This is a genomic window from Nocardioides sp. Soil777 (assembly GCF_001428425.1).
Taxonomy (GTDB): Bacteria; Actinomycetota; Actinomycetes; order Propionibacteriales; family Nocardioidaceae; genus Nocardioides; species Nocardioides terrigena.
The window spans coordinates 69,915-86,096 of record NZ_LMSN01000016.1; the positions used below are offsets into that span (position 1 = coordinate 69,915).

At 73.1% G+C, this 16,182-nt stretch carries 17 protein-coding genes; 9 read left to right on the forward strand and 8 right to left on the reverse strand.

All coding sequences use genetic code 11. From position 1 onward, the window contains the following. Positions 1-87: 87 nt before the first annotated feature. Both ASG88_RS13385 and ASG88_RS13390 read right to left on the reverse strand, forming a co-directional pair. A complete protein-coding gene (locus ASG88_RS13385) occupies positions 88-951 on the reverse strand; it encodes an aldo/keto reductase (RefSeq protein WP_056888261.1) in 864 nt (287 codons plus the stop codon). A 41-nt stretch (positions 952-992) separates the two neighbouring features. Continuing rightward, positions 993-1,898 (reverse strand): DICT sensory domain-containing protein, encoded by a 906-nt coding sequence (locus tag ASG88_RS13390; protein WP_056887949.1) that lies wholly within the window; start codon positions 1,896-1,898, stop codon positions 993-995. 78 nt (positions 1,899-1,976) lie between these two features. On the opposite strand from ASG88_RS13390, the gene ASG88_RS13395 reads away from it, so the two are divergent. Together ASG88_RS13395 and ASG88_RS13400 are read left to right on the forward strand one after the other, a co-directional pair. Continuing rightward, complete coding sequence (locus ASG88_RS13395) at positions 1,977-2,222, forward strand: hypothetical protein (protein ID WP_056887950.1); 246 nt, start codon at positions 1,977-1,979, stop codon at positions 2,220-2,222. After that, on the forward strand, positions 2,219-3,130 hold the full coding sequence (locus tag ASG88_RS13400) for an FHA domain-containing protein (protein ID WP_056887951.1): 912 nt from the start codon (positions 2,219-2,221) through the stop codon (positions 3,128-3,130). The genes ASG88_RS13395 and ASG88_RS13400 overlap by 4 nt, the downstream gene beginning before the upstream one ends. A 68-nt stretch (positions 3,131-3,198) precedes the next feature. Here ASG88_RS13400 and ASG88_RS13405 read toward each other — a convergent pair whose 3' ends face one another. Both ASG88_RS13405 and ASG88_RS13410 read right to left on the reverse strand, forming a co-directional pair. Further along, positions 3,199-3,942, reverse strand: a complete 744-nt coding sequence (locus ASG88_RS13405) for a mechanosensitive ion channel family protein (RefSeq protein ID WP_056887952.1) — start codon at positions 3,940-3,942, stop codon at positions 3,199-3,201. 116 nt (positions 3,943-4,058) lie between these two features. Next, a complete protein-coding gene (locus ASG88_RS13410) occupies positions 4,059-4,796 on the reverse strand; it encodes a TetR/AcrR family transcriptional regulator C-terminal domain-containing protein (RefSeq protein WP_056887953.1) in 738 nt (245 codons plus the stop codon). 71 nt (positions 4,797-4,867) lie between these two features. Here ASG88_RS13410 and ASG88_RS13415 point away from each other — a divergent pair, with 71 nt between their 5' ends. Further along, positions 4,868-6,319, forward strand: a complete 1,452-nt coding sequence (locus tag ASG88_RS13415; protein WP_082600421.1) for a hypothetical protein — start codon at positions 4,868-4,870, stop codon at positions 6,317-6,319. A gap of 244 nt (positions 6,320-6,563) precedes the next feature. On the opposite strand, the gene ASG88_RS13420 is transcribed toward ASG88_RS13415, so the two are convergent. The 3 genes from ASG88_RS13420 to ASG88_RS13430 are packed head-to-tail and all read right to left on the reverse strand — an operon-like array spanning position 6,564 to position 10,515. Then, positions 6,564-8,027, reverse strand: a complete 1,464-nt coding sequence (locus ASG88_RS13420; protein ID WP_235534846.1) for an acetyl-CoA carboxylase carboxyltransferase subunit alpha/beta — start codon at positions 8,025-8,027, stop codon at positions 6,564-6,566. Next, positions 8,024-9,193, reverse strand: coding sequence for a CaiB/BaiF CoA transferase family protein (locus ASG88_RS13425; protein WP_056888264.1), 1,170 nt, complete (start codon positions 9,191-9,193; stop codon positions 8,024-8,026). The genes ASG88_RS13420 and ASG88_RS13425 overlap by 4 nt, the downstream gene beginning before the upstream one ends. Further along, entirely contained in the window at positions 9,190-10,515 is a 1,326-nt protein-coding gene (locus tag ASG88_RS13430) for an SLC13 family permease (protein ID WP_056887954.1), read from the reverse strand. Before ASG88_RS13430 ends, ASG88_RS13425 begins: the two co-directional genes overlap by 4 nt. 113 nt (positions 10,516-10,628) lie before the next feature. Here ASG88_RS13430 and ASG88_RS13435 point away from each other — a divergent pair, with 113 nt between their 5' ends. Further along, a complete protein-coding gene (locus ASG88_RS13435) occupies positions 10,629-11,357 on the forward strand; it encodes a FadR/GntR family transcriptional regulator (RefSeq protein ID WP_056887955.1) in 729 nt (242 codons plus the stop codon). Next, positions 11,354-12,115, forward strand: coding sequence for a sulfite exporter TauE/SafE family protein (locus tag ASG88_RS13440; protein ID WP_056887956.1), 762 nt, complete (start codon positions 11,354-11,356; stop codon positions 12,113-12,115). The genes ASG88_RS13435 and ASG88_RS13440 overlap by 4 nt, the downstream gene beginning before the upstream one ends. Positions 12,116-12,266: 151 nt before the next feature. Here the strand turns inward: ASG88_RS13440 and ASG88_RS23540 are convergent, their stop codons facing one another. Continuing rightward, positions 12,267-13,235 (reverse strand): hypothetical protein, encoded by a 969-nt coding sequence (locus tag ASG88_RS23540; RefSeq protein ID WP_056887957.1) that lies wholly within the window; start codon positions 13,233-13,235, stop codon positions 12,267-12,269. Positions 13,236-13,435: 200 nt separating this feature from the next. On the opposite strand from ASG88_RS23540, the gene ASG88_RS13450 reads away from it, so the two are divergent. The 4 genes from ASG88_RS13450 (at position 13,436) to ASG88_RS13465 (ending at position 16,170) form a co-directional block, all read left to right on the forward strand. Next, the gene (locus tag ASG88_RS13450; RefSeq protein WP_056887958.1) at positions 13,436-13,912 is read left to right on the forward strand and encodes a hypothetical protein; all 477 of its coding nucleotides are present in this window, start codon (positions 13,436-13,438) and stop codon (positions 13,910-13,912) included. 139 nt (positions 13,913-14,051) lie between these two features. Next, positions 14,052-14,738 carry a DedA family protein gene (locus ASG88_RS13455; RefSeq protein WP_056887959.1) on the forward strand — a complete coding sequence of 229 codons (687 nt, stop codon included), beginning with the start codon at positions 14,052-14,054 and terminating at the stop codon, positions 14,736-14,738. 83 nt (positions 14,739-14,821) lie between these two features. Beyond that, positions 14,822-15,304, forward strand: a complete 483-nt coding sequence (locus ASG88_RS13460; RefSeq protein WP_056887960.1) for a GNAT family N-acetyltransferase — start codon at positions 14,822-14,824, stop codon at positions 15,302-15,304. 5 nt (positions 15,305-15,309) lie between these two features. Then, complete coding sequence (locus tag ASG88_RS13465) at positions 15,310-16,170, forward strand: inositol monophosphatase family protein (RefSeq protein ID WP_157559760.1); 861 nt, start codon at positions 15,310-15,312, stop codon at positions 16,168-16,170. Positions 16,171-16,182 lie beyond the last annotated feature (12 nt).

Genomic DNA, 16,182 nt, shown 5'->3' on the forward strand with positions numbered 1-16,182 from the left:
CCGCGCGGAATCCACGGCCCCCGCCCCGGACGCGCCGACGGCCCGGGACGTGAGGTCCCGGGCCGTCGTACGACGGGGTGGCGCGTGTCAGCCGTCGAGGCGGGCGAGCTCCTCGGCGGTGAGCTCCAGGTCGGCGGCCGCGGCGGAGTCGCGGACCGACTCGGCGCGCTTGGCGCCGGGGATCGGGATGACGCACGGCGACTGCGCCAGCTCCCACGCGAGCGCGACCTGCTGCGCGCTGACACCGCGGTCCTGCGCGACCTCGGCGAAGGCCGGGTGCTTGTCGGCGAGGCCCTTGGCGTCGTTGAGCCCACCCAGGGGGCTCCACGGCAGGAAGGCCAGGCCCAGCTCCTCGCACACGTCGATCTCGGGGCGGCTGCTGAGGAACTTGGGGCTGAACTGGTTCTGCACGCTCACCAGCGCGTCGCCCAGGACCTTGTGCGCGGCGCGGATCTGGTCGGGGTCGGCGTTGGAGAGGCCGATCGCGGCGACCTTGCCGCTGTCCGCGATCTCCTTGAGCGTGCCGATGACGTCGTCGTACGACACGTCGGGGTCGGGGCGGTGGTGCTGCCACAGCGCGATCTGCTCGACGCCGAGGCGCTCCAGGCTGGCGTCGACGGCCGCGCGCAGGTGCTCCGGCGTGCTGTCCGTCGCCCAGTCCCCGCTGTCGGTGCGGACGTGCCCGCCCTTGGTCGCGAGCACGACGCGGTCGCGCGCGCCCAGCTCGTCGAGCAGCGAGGCGATGAGGCGCTCGTTCTGGCCCTGCGCCGCAGCGCCGTCATCGCCGGGGCCATAGGCGTCGGCGGTGTCGAAGAGCGTGACGCCGGCGTGCAGCGCCGCGGTGACGGTGTCGAGGAGCTGCTGGCGCGGCTGGGCGCCGGTCTGGTCGAAGGTCATCAGGCCGAGGCCGATGGCGCCGACCTGGTGGGTTCCGAGGGTTCGTGTCTGCATGTCGTCGACAGTACGACGCGCGCGGGCGGCCGCCTCCACCCTCAGGGGCGCCGGGCCCGCAGCGTGCTGCCGTCGGTGTAGGCGACCATCCGGTTGAACACCGCGGTGGCGGCGGACGGCGGGGTGCTCGGCAGGGCCGGGCTCTCCTCGAGCGTGGCCAGCACCCGCGCCGAGGCGAGCGAGCCGGCCGCGGCACCCGCCTGCGCGGTGAGGACGGCGGCGTCGCGGACCACCCGGCCGTCGACGGACCACAACGCCTCGAACGGCCGGTCGTCGCCGACGGACCCGTGGCCGGGCAGCTCGAAGGCCACCAGCGCCACCGCGAAGTCGGGCGCCTCGTGGACCACCACCCACTCCCGCAGCAGCGGCGAGTCCGGCGGCAGGGCCACGGTCGCCGGCCGGGACTCGTCGTCGTGGGCCTCGAAGTCGGCCATCGCGACCGCGTCCTGCGCGGTCCGGGCGAGGTCCTCCCACCGGCGCCGCGACTGGCCGTAGTAGCGGCCGCGCTGGAAGGTGCCGAGCAGCACGCCGCTCGAGGACTGGGCCACGGCCTCGTCCTCGATCGCCCACGACAGGGCGAGCAGGGTGCGCTTGGTGAGCGTGTACGACGCGAGCCCGGGGTGGCGGCGCGCGAGCGCGGCGTAGACCGAGCTGCTCTCCCCGACCTGGCCCGAGCGCAGCGTCGTCGAGATCGCCTCCTCGAGGCGCAGGCCGCGGTCGCGCTCCTCCACCACGCGCTGCACGGCACGGACGTCCGCGTCGGTGTAGCGGCGGTGGCCGCTGGGCAGCCGGACCGGCTCGGGGAAGCCGAAGCGCTGCTCCCAGGCGCGGATCAGCTGGGTGGAGATCCCGGTGTGCCTGGCCAGCTCGCCGATGGTCAGGAGCGAGTCGTCGGCGGGCGCCGTCTCGGGGGTCTGCCCTTGCGGTGTGGCGACGTTCGTGCCCATACTCACTCCATACCTAAACAGTTTGTCGAAGTTTCGTGTGTAACTTCAGGCAGACCCTACCGCACCCGGAGGCTCACCATGACGCAGGACCAGACTGAATTCCGCGCCGACTCGGTCGTGGACTGGAGCGACCTCGGTCGGGAGATGTGGTCGTTCCTCACGGGACGTCGGGCGGCCATCAACTACCAGTTCGTCGACATGTCGGTCGAGGTGCCGCGCGACACCGGTCCCAAGGCTCCGCGGGCGACCTGGAAGATCGACGGCACGCTGCGCATCTCGACCGACGACGACACCACCCGGGGACCCTCCCCGGAAGCGGCGTGACCACGCTGCGGACCCGCGTCGAGGCGGACGTCTGCTTCCGGGTCGACACCCCGGGACACCCGCCGGTCACGGGTTCGCTCACGGGGCGCGGCAGCGCCCTCACCCTGCGGGTCAGTGACCCGGCCGCCTTCGCCGGCGGCGCCGACGCGGCGGGCCTGCGCCGGATCGCCACCGAGCTGGCCGACCTGGGCATCTCGGTGCAGGTGCGCGACGCCGACGACGTCCCGCTCGTGACCCTCGGCAACGTGCGCTGCCCGTGGTGGCAACGCCCGTTCACCCGCAGCGCGCACATGCGCGTCGCCGGGATCCGCGGCGTCGTCTCGGCCGGGCGCGGCCGGTTGCGCAACGACACCTCCGCGCTCCCCGGGCCGGGGCTGCTGCCGCCGCCCACCCCGTTCCCCGTCGCGCCGACCTTCCTGCGGCGCCCGGTCCGCCGGGTGACGACGACCCACGACCCGGGCCGCGGCGGCCTGCCGCGCCTCGTCGAGCGTCCCGGTCCCGGCATCACCCGCAGCGCCCACCCGGTCCACTGGCTCCAGCAGGACCGGACCACGATCGGGTCCGACCCGTCGTGCGACGTCGTGCTGCCCGGCCTGGCTCCGGTGCACGCCCAGGTGGTCCACGACGACGCGGACGAGTTCGTCATCACCGCCGTCGGCGACGCCGAGGTGCGGGTGCACGGCCGACGCGTCGACAGCTCGATCCTGCGGTCCTCGACCCGCATCGAGCTCGGCGCGGGCCCGGTGCGCATCCTCGCCTTCCTGCGCGAGGAGTACGCCGACCACGGCAGGCCGCACGGCGGCCGCATCGGCGGCGAGCTGGGCCGCCAGCAGCCGCAGCCTCCCCGCCACCGGCTCCAGCTGGTGACCGACGACTCCGGGGACGACCCGGAGCCCCCCGACCGCTGACCCCCCGCAGCGGCGACGGCCCCCGCCTCCCGTGAGGGAGACGGGGGCCGATGCGCGCGTCGTACGACTCAGACGTGGTCGTTGACCCGGGCCGCCTGGTGGCGGGCCTGCGTCTCCACCGAGGGAGCGGCGGCCGCGTGCTGCTTGATGCGGGGCGCCTCCTCCTCGGCCTTGGTGAGGTAGCCCTCCCAGCGCTGCTGCATGGGACGGACGAGACCGCCGCCCACGCCCACGATGAGGATGCCGGCCACGGTCGCCAGGATCGCGATGAGGACGGGCAGGGTCACCGTGGTGGCGACGCCGATCTGGTTGAGCGCGGCGACGACACCGAGGAACAGGATGAAGACCGACGCCACGTTGGCGATGGTCCGGCCGTAGGACAGGCCCCCGAGGGTGCCCTCGATGAGCGTCTTGACCGCCGCGGCGATCGCCGAGGCGACCACGATGATGATGATGGCCACGATCAGGCTGGGCAGGAACGTGATCACGCGCTCGATCAGGTCGCTGATCGGGTTGGGACCGAAGACGCCGAAGGCGAGCTGCAGCACGAAGAGCATGAGCGTGTAGTAGATGAGCTTGGCGACCACGTCGCTCGCGTCCATCTTCGAGTTGGCCATGGCGCGCTTGACGCCGCCCCGCTCGACGGCGCGGTCGAAGCCGACCCGCTCGAGCACGGCGTTGAGCGCCTTGGAGATGCCCTTGGCGATCAGCAGGCCGACGACGAGGATGATGAGGAACAGGAACAGCTTGGGCAGGAACTCGCTGACGGTGCTGACGCCATCGCGCAGGCCGTCCCGGAGAGTGTCTTCCATGAGAGTGGTGCCTCCAACAGGGAGTGGATGATGCGGTTTACGTTGTAAACCAAGCACACCCCCAGCGCCCCGCCTAGTGATCTCCCGCCCTAGGGGTGGCCGCTCCGCCGCCCGCGTCAGCCGGCGTTGCCCTCCTGGCGGACCAGCGCCATCCGGTTGAGGAGCTCCTCCAGCGCCTCCTCGAACTCCACCGCCGCCTTGTCCTCCGCGAGCTGTCGGCGCAGCCGGCTCACCATCGGGAAGTCCTCGAGTCCGGGCTCCACCGACTCCTCCATCACGTCGAGCGGGCCGAGGTCCGCGCCGAGCGTGGAGACCTCGAGCAGGAGGTGGCCGAGCAGGAAGCTGGTGAAGGCGCGGTAGGCGGCGACCGCCGCCTCGTCGGAGAAGCCCTCCGACTCCAGGCCGGCCAGGAATGCCTCCACCCACTCCAGGCTGCGCAGCGGCGGACGCAGCCACGGCGCCTCGGGCGGTCGGGACGCGACCAGCGGGAAGGCCTTGGGGTGGGCCAGCGCCACGCGTCGTACGCCGTGGGCGAGCCGCTGCACGAAGTCCTGCCAGCCGTCGCTGGGTCGGTCGAGCACCTGGGCGTCCGCCTGCATGCCGGCGACGAGGCGGTCCACCACGCCGTCGAGGAGCTCCTCCTTGCCGGCGACGTAGCGGTAGAGCGCCATGGCCTCGACGCCGAGGGCCTGCCCGAGGCGACGCATCGTCAGCCCCGCGAGTCCCTGCTCGTCGATGTAGGAGATCGCGGCGTCGAGGATCCGCCCGCGGTCGAGCGGGACGTGCCGCGACGGAGGTGCCTCGCCGTTGACCAGCGCCGCGTCCGCGTCCTTCACGTCATCACCTGACGTCATGGGAACTCCTTCCGAGACCCCCACCGTAGCCGCGGGCCCACCCTGACGGTGGCTGGCCCATGATGGGACCCATGACCCATGGAGTCTCCTTCCCCGCCGATGCCGACGGCCGCCGCAGCACCACCCGCGCCGGGCGGGCCGTCGTGGCCGACGCCCTGCGCCCCGTCGACCCGGTCGGGGCCCTCGGCGCCGAGCAGGAGACGGCGTGGCGCAGCGGCTACGTGCTGCACCTGCGCCGGCTCGTGGAGGCGGGCGTCGCCGGGCCGGACGCGTGGCTCGCGATCGCCGACGCCGGCCTCGACGCCGTACGCCGCACGCTCGTCGTCGCGGCCGACGACGGGTCCGAGGCCCCGCTGTCCTCGCTGGCCACCGCCCCGTCGAAGCGGACCCTCGGCACGATCGAGGTGCTCGGTGAGGGCGCTGCTCAGGTCGAGCTCGTCCTGCCCTACCGCGGACGCGAGCTGCGCGGCGCCGACCTCCGCGCCCAGCTCGACGCATGGGTGGCGCGGGGGGTGATGGAGCCGTCGGTGGCCACGGCCGTCGGACTCGTCATCGACCACCCCGAGTGGCTGCGGCTCGAGGGCCGGACCGTGGCCGTGCTCGGTGCGGGCGCGGAGATGGGTCCGCTCGCCGCCCTGCTCCGCTGGGGCGCCACCGTCGCCGCCGTCGACCTCCCGCGCCCGGCACTGTGGGAGCGCGTGCAGCGCACCGCCCGCGCCGGGGCCGGGCGGCTGCTCGTCCCCTTCGACGCGTCGGCCTCGGAGGACGGGTCGTTCGGCGCCGACCTCCTCGCCGAGGTGCCCGAGGTGTCCGACTGGCTGGCCGCCCTCGACGGGCGCCTCGTCCTGGGCAACTACCTCTACGCCGACGGCGGCACCCACGTCCGCGTCGCCGCAGCGGCCGACGCCCTCGCCACCCGGCTCATCGCCGCACGACCCGACACCGCACTGGCCTTCCTGGCCACCCCGACCGACGCCTTCGTCGTCCCCCGCGAGGCGGTCGAGCAGTCCACCCGCGCCTACAGCGAGCGCTCCGGCGCGGCCAAGCTGGTCGGCCGACCGCTGCGCTGGGCCACCCGCGGCCGGCTGCTGCACCGGGCCTACCCGCCCGCCGCCGACCCCGGCATCAGCGACGCGATCGTGCCGGTGCAGGGCCCCAACTACGCGCTGGCCAAGCGCATCCAGCGCTGGCGGGCCGCCGCCGCCCGCCGCGACGGGACGCTGGTGTCGTTCCACGTCGCGCCGTCCACCCGGACCCGCTCGGTCGTCAAGAACCGCGCCCTGGCCGCCGCGTTCGCCGGCGCGCACCGCTTCGGCGTCGAGATCTTCGAGCCGGACACCGCCAACACCCTGATGGCCGCCCTGCTCGTCCACGACCTCAGCACCGAGCTGCCCGTCCACGACCACCCGTGGCAGGACGAGGCGTACGCCGCGGTGCACGGCGGCCTGTGGCGTGCGGCGTACGAGCCCCGCAGCGCGCTCGGGCTCGCCGCGGCGCTGGGGTACGCCAGCGCGCGCACCTGACCGGGCACTTCCTGGCTCGTCCAACCCGCCAACGGGGCACTTCCCGCACGCTGGAATCCGCCGACCGGGCGCTCCCTGGCTCGTCCGGCCCGCCGACCGGGCACCTCTTGACCGGCGCTAGACAGCGGCCCCTGCGGTCCGCCCGGTGGACCTGCTGGGCCGCCGTCATCGGGCAGCTGAGATAGGTGTGGCGTCGGTGCCACCAGGTGACACCGAAGCCACACTCAGGCCGGAGCAGCCGAGGTCAGCGCCGGTCGCGCTCCCCGTCGACCGCCATGCTGACGAGCATCGCCGCGCACTCGGCCGCGACGGCGCGGGCGAGCGAGCGGGCGTCGTCGTCCTCGCGCTCGGGGACGATCCGGTGGACCGTCCCGTTGGCGGCCAGGTCGAGGGCCCGCACCTGCTGGCGCGTGGCCATCTCCTCGGCGTGGGTGGTGTCGCCGTGGACGATGACGCTCGCACCCTCGGGCGGCAGCGGGGAGAGCCAGGCGTGCTGCGCGGCCAGCACCCGGCGGGCGGGGAGCAGCGCGAGCGCGCCGCCGCCGCAGCCCTGGCCGAGCAGGACCGCGAGCGTCGGCACCCGCATCCTGGTCATGGTGGCGATGCAGCGGGCGATCTCGCCCGCCACCGCCCGCTCCTCGGCCGAGACCGAGAGCTCGGCGCCCGGGGTGTCGATCACCGTGACGAGCGGCAGCCCGAGCTCCTCGGCGAGGTTCATCGCCCGGCGTGCCTCGCGGAGGGCGGCCGGACCCATGGCCCGGTCGGCGTCCTGGCGGGTCCGGTCCTGGCCGACGAGCACGCACGGCTGGCCGTCGAGCCGGGTCAGCGCCACGATCACCGTCTCGTCGCGCTCCCCCTCGTCGGTGCCGCGCAGGCGCAGGGTGTCGGCGGCGCCGTACCGGAGGAGGTCGCGCACACCCGCACGCCCGGGCAGGCGGGTGATCCCGACCGACTCCCACGCGGTGCGCGTGGTGAGGGCGGTGGGATCGCGGCGCGGGAGCGACGGCGGCTCGGCCGGGTCCAGCAGCACCCGCAGCGACCGGTCGACCAGCTCGGGGAGGTCCTCGGCTGCCACGACGGCGTCGATGACGCCCTTGGCGGCGAGGTTCTCCGCCTGCTGCACGCCGGCGGGGAACGGCTCACCGTTGAGGGCCTCGTAGACCTTCGGCCCGAGGAAGCCCACCAGCGCGCCCGGCTCGGCGACGGTCACGTGGCCGAGGGAGCCCCACGAGGCGTAGACGCCGCCCGTCGTGGGGTGGCGCAGCTGCACGAGGTAGGGCAGGCCGGCGGCCTTGTGGGCGCCGATCGCCCGGGTGATCTCGACCATCTCGACGAAGGCCGGGGTCCCCTCCTGCATCCGGGTCCCGCCCGACGCCGTGGTCGCCAGGAGCGGCAGGCCCTCGGCGGTCGCCCGGCGTACGGCGGCGGTGATGCGACCCGCCGCGTCCCGCCCGATGGAGCCGGCGAGGAAGCGGAACTCGTTGGCGACGACCGCCACCGGCCGTCCTCGGACCAGGCCGCGGCCGGTGATGACGGACTCGTCCGTGCCGGCCTTCTCCCGGGCCGCGACGAGCTCGCGCTGGTAGCCCTCGTCGTGCCCCGAGATGTCGATCGGCCGGTCCCAGGACTCCCACGAGCCCTCGTCGAGGACGAGGCCGAGGAGGTCCTCGGCGCCCCAGCGGCGGCGCACGTCCGCCGTGGTGGTCACGACTCCTCCAGCCAGGTGCGGACGGACTCGCCGTGCTGGTCCAGCAGCGGCGGCGCCGCGTGGTCGCGGGGGGTGGTCTCGCCGCCCGCCGCGTCGAAGAACCGCAGCGGCGGACCCGGGAGGGTCACCTTCCCGAGGGACGCGTGCTCCACGTCGACGAGCAGGCCCTGGCTGTGCGTCTGGTCCCACTCGTAGACCTCGTCGAGGCTCCGCACCTTGCCGGCCGGTACGCCGACCTCGGCGAGGCGGGCGAGCAGGGGCTCGGCGTCCCAGTCGGCGAAGGCCGCCTCGACGACCTCGATGGTGCGCTCGCGCGCCCCCACCCGGTCGCCGTTGGTCTCGAGCCCGGGCGTCGCGGGGTCGATGTCGAACCCGGCACACAGCCGCTTCCACAGGCCCTCGCTGCCCACCGCGATCTGGACCGCGCCGTCGCGGCAGCGGAACAGGCCGTACGGCGAGATCGAGGGGTGGTGGTTGCCCTGGGCGCGGCCGACCTCGCCGGCCACCGTCCAGCGCGAGCCCTGGAAGGCGTGCACGCCCACGACCGCGGACAGCAGCGACGTGCGCACGACCTGTCCCTTGCCGGTGGTGGACCGCTCGTGAATCGCGGCGAGCACGCCGTACGCGCCGTACATCCCGGCGAGCAGGTCGCCGATCGGTACGCCGACCCGCTGCGGGTCGTCGGGACCGGAGCCGGTGAGCGACATCAGGCCGGCCTCGCCCTGGGCGATCTGGTCGTAGCCGGCACGCCCGCCCTCCGGGCCGTCGTGCCCGAAGCCGGTGATCGAGAGGACCACGAGCCGCGGGTTGCGCTCCATGAGCGCGTCGATGCCCAGGCCGAGCCGCTCGAGGACGCCGGTGCGGAAGTTCTCCACCAGCACGTCGGCCCGGTCCACGAGCCGCAGCAGCACGTCCCGGTCGGCCTCGTCCTTGAGGTCGAGCGCGATGGACTCCTTGTTGCGGTTGGCGGAGAGGAAGTACGTCGACTGGCGGTCGTCCTCCGGCCCGACGAAGGGCGGACCCCAGCCGCGGGTGTCGTCCCCGTGGCCCGGCGCCTCGACCTTGACGATCCGGGCACCGAGGTCGCCCAGCATCATCGTGGCGTGCGGTCCGGCCAGGGCCCGGGAGAGGTCGACGACGAGGATGTCGGCCAGCGGCGCGGTCACGAGCCCCACCCGGGCAGGACCAGCGCGCCCCAGACGAGCAGCGGACCGACCAGCGTGACGATCACGCCGTAGCTCAGGATCTGCTTGTAGTAGACGGGCTCACTGATGGAGTCGGGCTTGTTGGCCAGCATGAGCGCGCCGTTGGTCGAGAACGGGCTGACGTCCACGATGGTCGACGACACCGCGAGGGCTGCGACGAAGAGCGCCGCGTTGATGCCGCCGTCCGCGATCAGCGGCACCCCGATCGGGATGATCACCGGCAGCAGCGCCGTGGACGAGGCGAAGGCCGAGACCACGCCGCCGACGTAGCAGAGGATCAGGGCGCCGATCGCCACCGTGCCGAGGCCGGCGGCCCACTTGCCGACGAACTCGGGCGAGCCCGCGGTGGTCAGGATGGTGGCGTAGGTGCTGACACCGGCGACCAGGAGGACGGTGGGCCAGGCGATCTGCCGGACCGCGTCCTTGTGCTCCTCGGCGTTCAGCATCGCCAGGATGACCGCGGCGGTGATGGCGACGAAGCCGATGTTCTTGTCAAAGGCCAGCGCGACGAGCGCGACAGCGACGAAGGCCACCAGGGTGAGCACCTGGTCGCGACGCACGCCCTGCGCCTGGGTGCCGGTCGATGCGTAGGTGCCGGTGCCGCGGGCCGGCACGATCGCGCCGCCGCGGTGCAGGTCCTCGTCCAGGGTGTCGGGCTCGTCCGGGTCGATCCGCATGGCCATCAGCTTGCGACCGCCGAGCACCACGAAGAGGATCGCGGCCATGATCGTGTTGACGATCAGGCTGGCGAGGAAGACGGTGATCTCGCTGGAGGGCAGGCCGGCCTCCTCCATGACGGAGTTGGTGATCACGCCGTAGATGCTGATCGGCGAGAAGCCGCCGGCCTGGGCGCCGTGCACGACGAACATGCCCATCATCAGCGGGCTGATGCCGTAGCGGCCGGCGAAGCCGAGGGCGATCGGGCCGATGATCGCGCAGGCCGCCGGGCTGACGGCACCGATGCCGGTCAGCACCGCGGTCACCGCGAACATCACCCACGGGATGAGCGCGACCCGTCCGCCGACGCCCTTGACCGCCGTACGCACGATCAGGTCGACCGTGCCGTTGTTGCGCGCGATGGCGAAGAGGTAGGTCACTCCGATCAGCGTCAGGATCAGGTCACCGCTGACGCCGGCGAGGATCTCCTTCTCGTCGAGGTCGAGGGCGTACATGCCCACGAACCAGGCGGCGACGTACGCCAGCGCCCCCATGTTGATGGGCAGCAACGTGCCCACGACGAACAGGGCGACCAAGGCGAGGATCGCCACCCATTCCGGTCCCATAGGACTCTCCCTCTGTCGGTGATGGCCCGAGGCCATCGACGTGACCGGCGTCACGTACTGGATCAGTGGCCTAGCCAATAGCCCTCTGAGCCATCTGTCAATAGGCTGGGGTCATGTCCGACGCGATCCCGCCTCCGCCACGACGCCCCGAGGCCTCCTTCCCCGCGCCCCTGGCCCGGGTCCGCCTCTACGAGCAGGTGGCCGAGCAGATCTCGACCTGGATCGGCGAGCACGACCTCAAGCCCGGCGACAAGCTGCCGCCCGAGCGAGAGCTCGCTGCCCGGCTCGGCGTCAGCCGCGCCACCCTCAGCCAGGCCCTGGTCGCGCTCGAGGTGATCGGCGCCGTCGCGGTGCGGCACGGTGACGGGACGGTCGTCGCCCAGTCGCCCGGGCCCTCACGGATCATCGACGCGGTCCGGGCGCACGCCCACCGGCTGCCCGAGATCATCGAGACCCGCGACGCGCTGGAGACCAAGATCGCCAGCCTCGCGGCCGCGCGGCGTACCGAGGCCGACCTCGACCGCATCGAGGACGCCCTGGCCGGGATGGAGGCCGACATCGAGGCCGGGGGTCGGGGCGTCGAGGGCGACGAGACCTTCCACGCCGCGGTGACCGCGGCGTCCCACAGCCTCTTGCTGTCGCGGCTGATGGCCGAGATCGCCGACCTGATCCGGGAGACCCGCATCGAGTCGCTGTCGCAGCCCGACCGGCCGCGGGCCTCCCTCGCCGGGCACCGGGCGATCGCCGACGCGATCCGGGCGGGCGACCCGGACGGCGCCGCGCGCACCATGCACGCCCACGTCGAGATGGTGAGCGACGTCGCCGTGCTCCGGACGCAGTGACACCGCTCGAGCAGCTCGTCGTGCTGCTGGCCGGGCTGGGCGCCGGGATCCTCACCTCGACGGTCGGGATCGCCTCGCTCCTCAGCTTTCCGGTGCTGGTCGCCGTGGGGTTGCCGCCCGTGGTCGCCAACGCCTCCAACACGGTGGGCCTGACGCCCGGCGCGATCAGCGGGTCGTGGGGCTACCGGTCCGAGCTGCGCGAGCACCCCCGCGTCGCGGCGGTCGTGCTCGCCACCTGTGCCGTCGGCTCAGTGGTCGGGGCCGTGCTGCTCCTCGCGCTGCCGGCGACGGTCTTCGAGAGCGTGGTGCCGTGGCTGATCCTCGGCACCTGCCTGCTCGTGGGCGTCCAGCCGCGACTGTCCGCGCTCCTCCGCTCACGCCGGTCCGAGGGGGCCGACGACCGGCTGCACGTCTCGCCGGTGACGGGCTTCTTCGCGACCGTCACCGGGGTGTACGGCGGGTACTTCGGCGCCGGCTCGGGCGTCATGATGCTCGCCGTGCTCGGCCTCGGGACCGACCTGCCGTTCCGGGTGGCCAACGCCCTCAAGACCCTGGCCGTGCTGGCGGCCAACCTCGTCGCCAGCGTCATCTTCGTCTTCGCGGCCGACCTCGACTGGCGTGCCGTCCTGCTCCTCGCCGCCGGATCGGTCGTGGGCGGGTACGCCGGGGCGCGGGTCGGGCGCCGGTTGCCCCCGACCCTGCTGCGGACGGGCATCGTCGTCGCCGGGCTGGTCGGCGCGGTCCTCCTCTGGAACTGAGTCGGGCGCCCTCGCCGCATCTCTTGCTCGTTGCACTTGGACCGGCCTGGTCCTGACCTGGTCCTGACCTCGTCGTGGCCTGGTCGTCGTCGTGGCCTGGTCGTCGTCGTGGCCTGGTCGTCGCCGCGACTTGAGCCTCGTCCGTCGTCGGTCAGCGTGCCTCGGGCGGCGCGGTGCCGGGGTCAGCCGGGGTCGGTCGCAGCGCGGTCTCCAGGTCGATGATGATCGCGTCCAGGTCCAGTGCCCACGTGTCGTGCGCCCCCGGGCCGAGGAGCCGCTGCATCTGGGCCCGCGCCTCGCGAGAGGCGTCTCGCAACACCCGTGCCCGTGCCCCGCGGGGCTCGTCGGGTGCCGAGGACTCCAGCACCGTCAGCCGGTCCTCGGCGGCGGACACGCGCGCCTGGCTCACGGTCCAGCCCCCGGCGAGCTCCTCGCGCGAGGCCGCCCTGCGCAGCTCGGGCAGGAGCTCCCGCGCGAGCCACGAGACCTCGGCCTCCTCGGCGGCCAGCTGCTGGTCCCACGCGTTGCGGCGCCGTGACCGCACCACCAGGGGGATGGCCACGAGGCTCCCGAGGACCAGGGCCGCCACCAGCCACAGCCCCAAGGACGGGACAGCCTCCTCGGTGGGTTCGCCCTCGGGTTCCTGCGCCTCCGGTGACTCCGTGACCGACTCCGGGGCGGTCTCCGACTGCTCCGGTTCCGTCGGCGTCGGCTCCGACGTCGGCGTGGTTTCCGGCTCCTCGGTCTGGGTCGGCGTCCGGGTCGGCGTCCGGGTCGGGCTGGGCAGCTCGGTGGTGGGTTCCTCCGTCGGCTCCTCCGTGGGCTCCTCGGTGGTCGGCTCCTCCGTGGGCTCCTCGGTGGTCGGCTCCTCCGTGGGCTCGGTGGTCGGCTCCTCGGTGGGCTCGGTGGTCGGCTCCTCGGTCGGCTCGGTCGAGGGCCCCGAGGGATCGGTGGTGGGCTCCGTGGTGCTGGGCAGCTCCGCGGTGGGTGTGCGGGTCGGCGAGATCGAGGGCCGGGTGCCCTCCTCGCCGCCGATGTCACTGCACGAGGCCAGCAGCAGGGCCAGCAGCAGGGCGACCGCGACGCGCTTCGCCACCGCGATGGTGCCGCTCGGACGCATGGCCACCTCCGGTGGTCGGTCGGGACGCCGGTGACGTCGGCGCCCCATCCTCGCCGGTGCCTCGCGCGGTGTGCCTCATCCGGCTCGGGTGACCCGGACCGCCGTCGGGGGATCTGCCCGGGCGGACTGGTCGGGGGGTGACATCCACATCATCACCGTGGAAACTGACGAGAATCTGTCGTCCCCGGAAGGAAACGCCTGTGACCGCGAAGACCGACTTCCCCGAGGACGAGTGGGCTCGGATCGTGCGGGCACCGTTCGTGGCTGGCCTGGCCATCTCCCTGGCCGATCCCGGCGGCCCCATCGAGGCGGCCAAGGAGACGATGGCGACGATGAAGTCCGCCACCAGCCCTCCGAGCCGCGAGCAGCTGCTGACCGAGGTGGCGCTCGACGTCCAGGCCATGGCACAGCAGCGGCAGCACCCGCTCAAGGGTTACAAGCCCTCGAGCCAGCCGGCCGGAGAAGCCGTGCTCGCGGAGCTGCGGGAGGTGAAGGCTCTCGTGACCGCCAAGGCGACCCCGGAGGAGACGGCCGCCTTCGGCGCCTGGCTGGTCGCGAGTGCCCAGGCGGCCGCCGAGGCCGCCAAGGAGGGCGGCTTCATGGGCTTCAAGGCCCAGCTGGTCAGCGAGGGCGAGCAGGGCATGCTCGACCAGATCCGCGACGCCGTCGGCGACTGACCGGAGCGCCTCGTCCCTGACATCGCTCACGGATGGTGTGGTTGACCGAGCCCGAGTCCACGGGCGACGTGGAAGGGAGCGAGCGCCGATGAGCCACTCCGAGCCGGTGACCAGGCCACGTGGACACAGACGCGCCTGGATGTGGGCCGCACTCGCCCTGCTGGTCCTGGTGCTCCTGCTCGTCGCACTCGTGGCGCTCGCACCCTTCGAGGGGCGCCCCGCACCGCAGGAGGCGGAGGGTCCCTGGGCGTACCTGACCGTCTTCGCCCTGGTCCTCGGCGACGCGGTCATCCCGATCCTGCCCGGCGAGACCACCCTCAACGCCGCGTCGACGCTGGCCGCGCAGGGATTCCTCGAGCTCGGCTGGGTGATGGTCGCCGGCGCCGCAGGTGCCGTGATCGGTGACTCCGCGCTGTACTGGATCGCCCGCCGCAACCGCAGCCGGATGGAGCGCCAGCTGACCGCCGCCATGGCCAACGAGAAGGTCGCCATGGCCATGGAGGTGATCGGGTCGTCCGCGGCCGCGCTGCTCGTCTTCGGCCGCTACGTGCCCGGTCTGCGCTTCGTCGTCAACGCGAGCCTCGGGCTGGCCGGGCACCCGTACGGCGAGTTCCTGCGCTGGTCCGCGGTGGGCGGCGTCGCGTGGTCGATCTACATCTGCGGGGTCGCGTACGCCGTGGGGACGGCCCTCGTCGACAGCCCGCTGGCCGCGATCATCGTCGCCGGCCTGGCCTCCAGCGTGGCGGTCGCGATCGTCTTCGTCGTCGTCGCCCGCCGGGTGCGTCGCATCCGCCGGGAGGCGGCTGCGGGCGGGCAACCGGAGTAACACCGCCTCGTCGTGCGCTGGTGCCGGCAGGTCACGACAGAACGTCGGCGAACGTTCCGTCCGCGCCACCCTAGAGTTCGACCATGATGCCGGCACCGACGCTGCGTCTGCGGTTTCGCGAGATGACCGCGGGCGACCTGGCCGAGATCGCGACTCTCGAGACCGGCGGATCGCGTGGCCCTGAGGGCTGGATTGACTGGACACTCCGTAGCTATGAGCAGCACGGATTCGGCCTCTGGGTGATCGAGACCCACGCGGGCGACTTCGTGGGCGACTGCGGTCTGACGATGCAGGACGTTGAGGGAGAGCAAGTGGTCGAGGTGGGCTGGCACGTTCGCACGCCTCTTCGGCGCCGCGGCTACGCATCCGAAGCAGCGGTTTCCGTGCGTGCCGCCGCACGGGACGCCGGCGTCGGTCACCTGGTCGCGATCATCCGGCCGAGCAACCTCGCCTCGCAGCGGGTAGCGACCAAGGTCGGACTCGCGCTGGAGCGCGAGGTCCACGCTCATGGTGGCCCAGCACTGGTCTTCGGGGCTGACCTCGCTTCGCCAGGCGAGCCCACGTGACAGCGGTGTCGCGCGACGTTGAGGTCGCCTTGGCGGCCGTCGGAGCAGGGGCTGCGATCGTGCGAGCTGCCTACGGCCGAGCGTTGAGCATCCATGCGAAGTCCGGCATCGACTTCGCGACGAACGCGGACATCGAGGCAGAACGCGCGATCCTCGATGTGATCACCGATGCCCTCCCCGACGATGCCGTCGAGGGCGAGGAGTCTGGCCGCAGCGGTGGCACCGCCACCACACGCCGGTGGCTTGTCGACCCACTCTGCGGGACCCTCAACTTCGCGGCGCAGACGCCGTTGGTGGCCGTCAACGTCGCCCTGACCGACGGCTCACGCACCGTTGCCGCAGCGGTCGCCGATCCGATTGCCGGCGAGGTGTACTGGACCGACGGCACGAAGGCCATGCTCAGAGCTGCGGGCGGGGCGGACGTCGCGATATCCCCATCGCCGGGGTCTCGGCTCGTCGACGTCAACTGCGACGGCCCGCTCGATCGTCCGTTCCTTGGCGCGCAGGTGATCGACGCTGCGTTTCGCACAGCGTTTGGTCCCCGGGTCATGTCGACCACGCTCGCCGTCGCGTGGGTGGCGGCCGGGCGTCGCGCGGGCTACATCAGCGACGGCCATTTCGTCGACAACGTGCACTTCGCCGCCGGGATCGCGCTCTGCCGCGCCGCAGGGTGCATCGTCACCGACCTCGACGGGGCCGAGGTCGGAATCGGCGGCGGCCTGATCATCGGAGCCGATGCCCCGACTCACCACCAGCTACTGAGCATCGTGGCGCCTCACGTGGACGCATTGGCGCAGAAGTCACCGGGAGACACCGCAGCGTCCACCCCCCGGGCGCTCCAACGCGAGTGTTTCAACAACACGTAGACGTTCTACTGC

Excerpts from the sequence above, each read along its gene's own strand:
- ASG88_RS13385 (WP_056888261.1), bottom strand. The coding sequence starts at position 951 with ATGCAGACACGAACCCTCGGAACCCACCAGGTCGGCGCCATCGGCCTC.
- ASG88_RS13390 (WP_056887949.1), bottom strand. The coding sequence starts at position 1,898 with ATGGGCACGAACGTCGCCACACCGCAAGGGCAGACCCCCGAGACGGCG.
- ASG88_RS13395 (WP_056887950.1), top strand. The coding sequence starts at position 1,977 with ATGACGCAGGACCAGACTGAATTCCGCGCCGACTCGGTCGTGGACTGG.
- ASG88_RS13405 (WP_056887952.1), bottom strand. The coding sequence starts at position 3,942 with ATGGAAGACACTCTCCGGGACGGCCTGCGCGATGGCGTCAGCACCGTC.
- ASG88_RS13410 (WP_056887953.1), bottom strand. The coding sequence starts at position 4,796 with ATGACGTCAGGTGATGACGTGAAGGACGCGGACGCGGCGCTGGTCAAC.
- ASG88_RS13415 (WP_082600421.1), top strand. The coding sequence starts at position 4,868 with ATGACCCATGGAGTCTCCTTCCCCGCCGATGCCGACGGCCGCCGCAGC.
- ASG88_RS13430 (WP_056887954.1), bottom strand. The coding sequence starts at position 10,515 with ATGGGACCGGAATGGGTGGCGATCCTCGCCTTGGTCGCCCTGTTCGTC.
- ASG88_RS13435 (WP_056887955.1), top strand. The coding sequence starts at position 10,629 with ATGTCCGACGCGATCCCGCCTCCGCCACGACGCCCCGAGGCCTCCTTC.
- ASG88_RS23540 (WP_056887957.1), bottom strand. The coding sequence starts at position 13,235 with ATGCGTCCGAGCGGCACCATCGCGGTGGCGAAGCGCGTCGCGGTCGCC.
- ASG88_RS13455 (WP_056887959.1), top strand. The coding sequence starts at position 14,052 with ATGTGGGCCGCACTCGCCCTGCTGGTCCTGGTGCTCCTGCTCGTCGCA.
- ASG88_RS13460 (WP_056887960.1), top strand. The coding sequence starts at position 14,822 with ATGATGCCGGCACCGACGCTGCGTCTGCGGTTTCGCGAGATGACCGCG.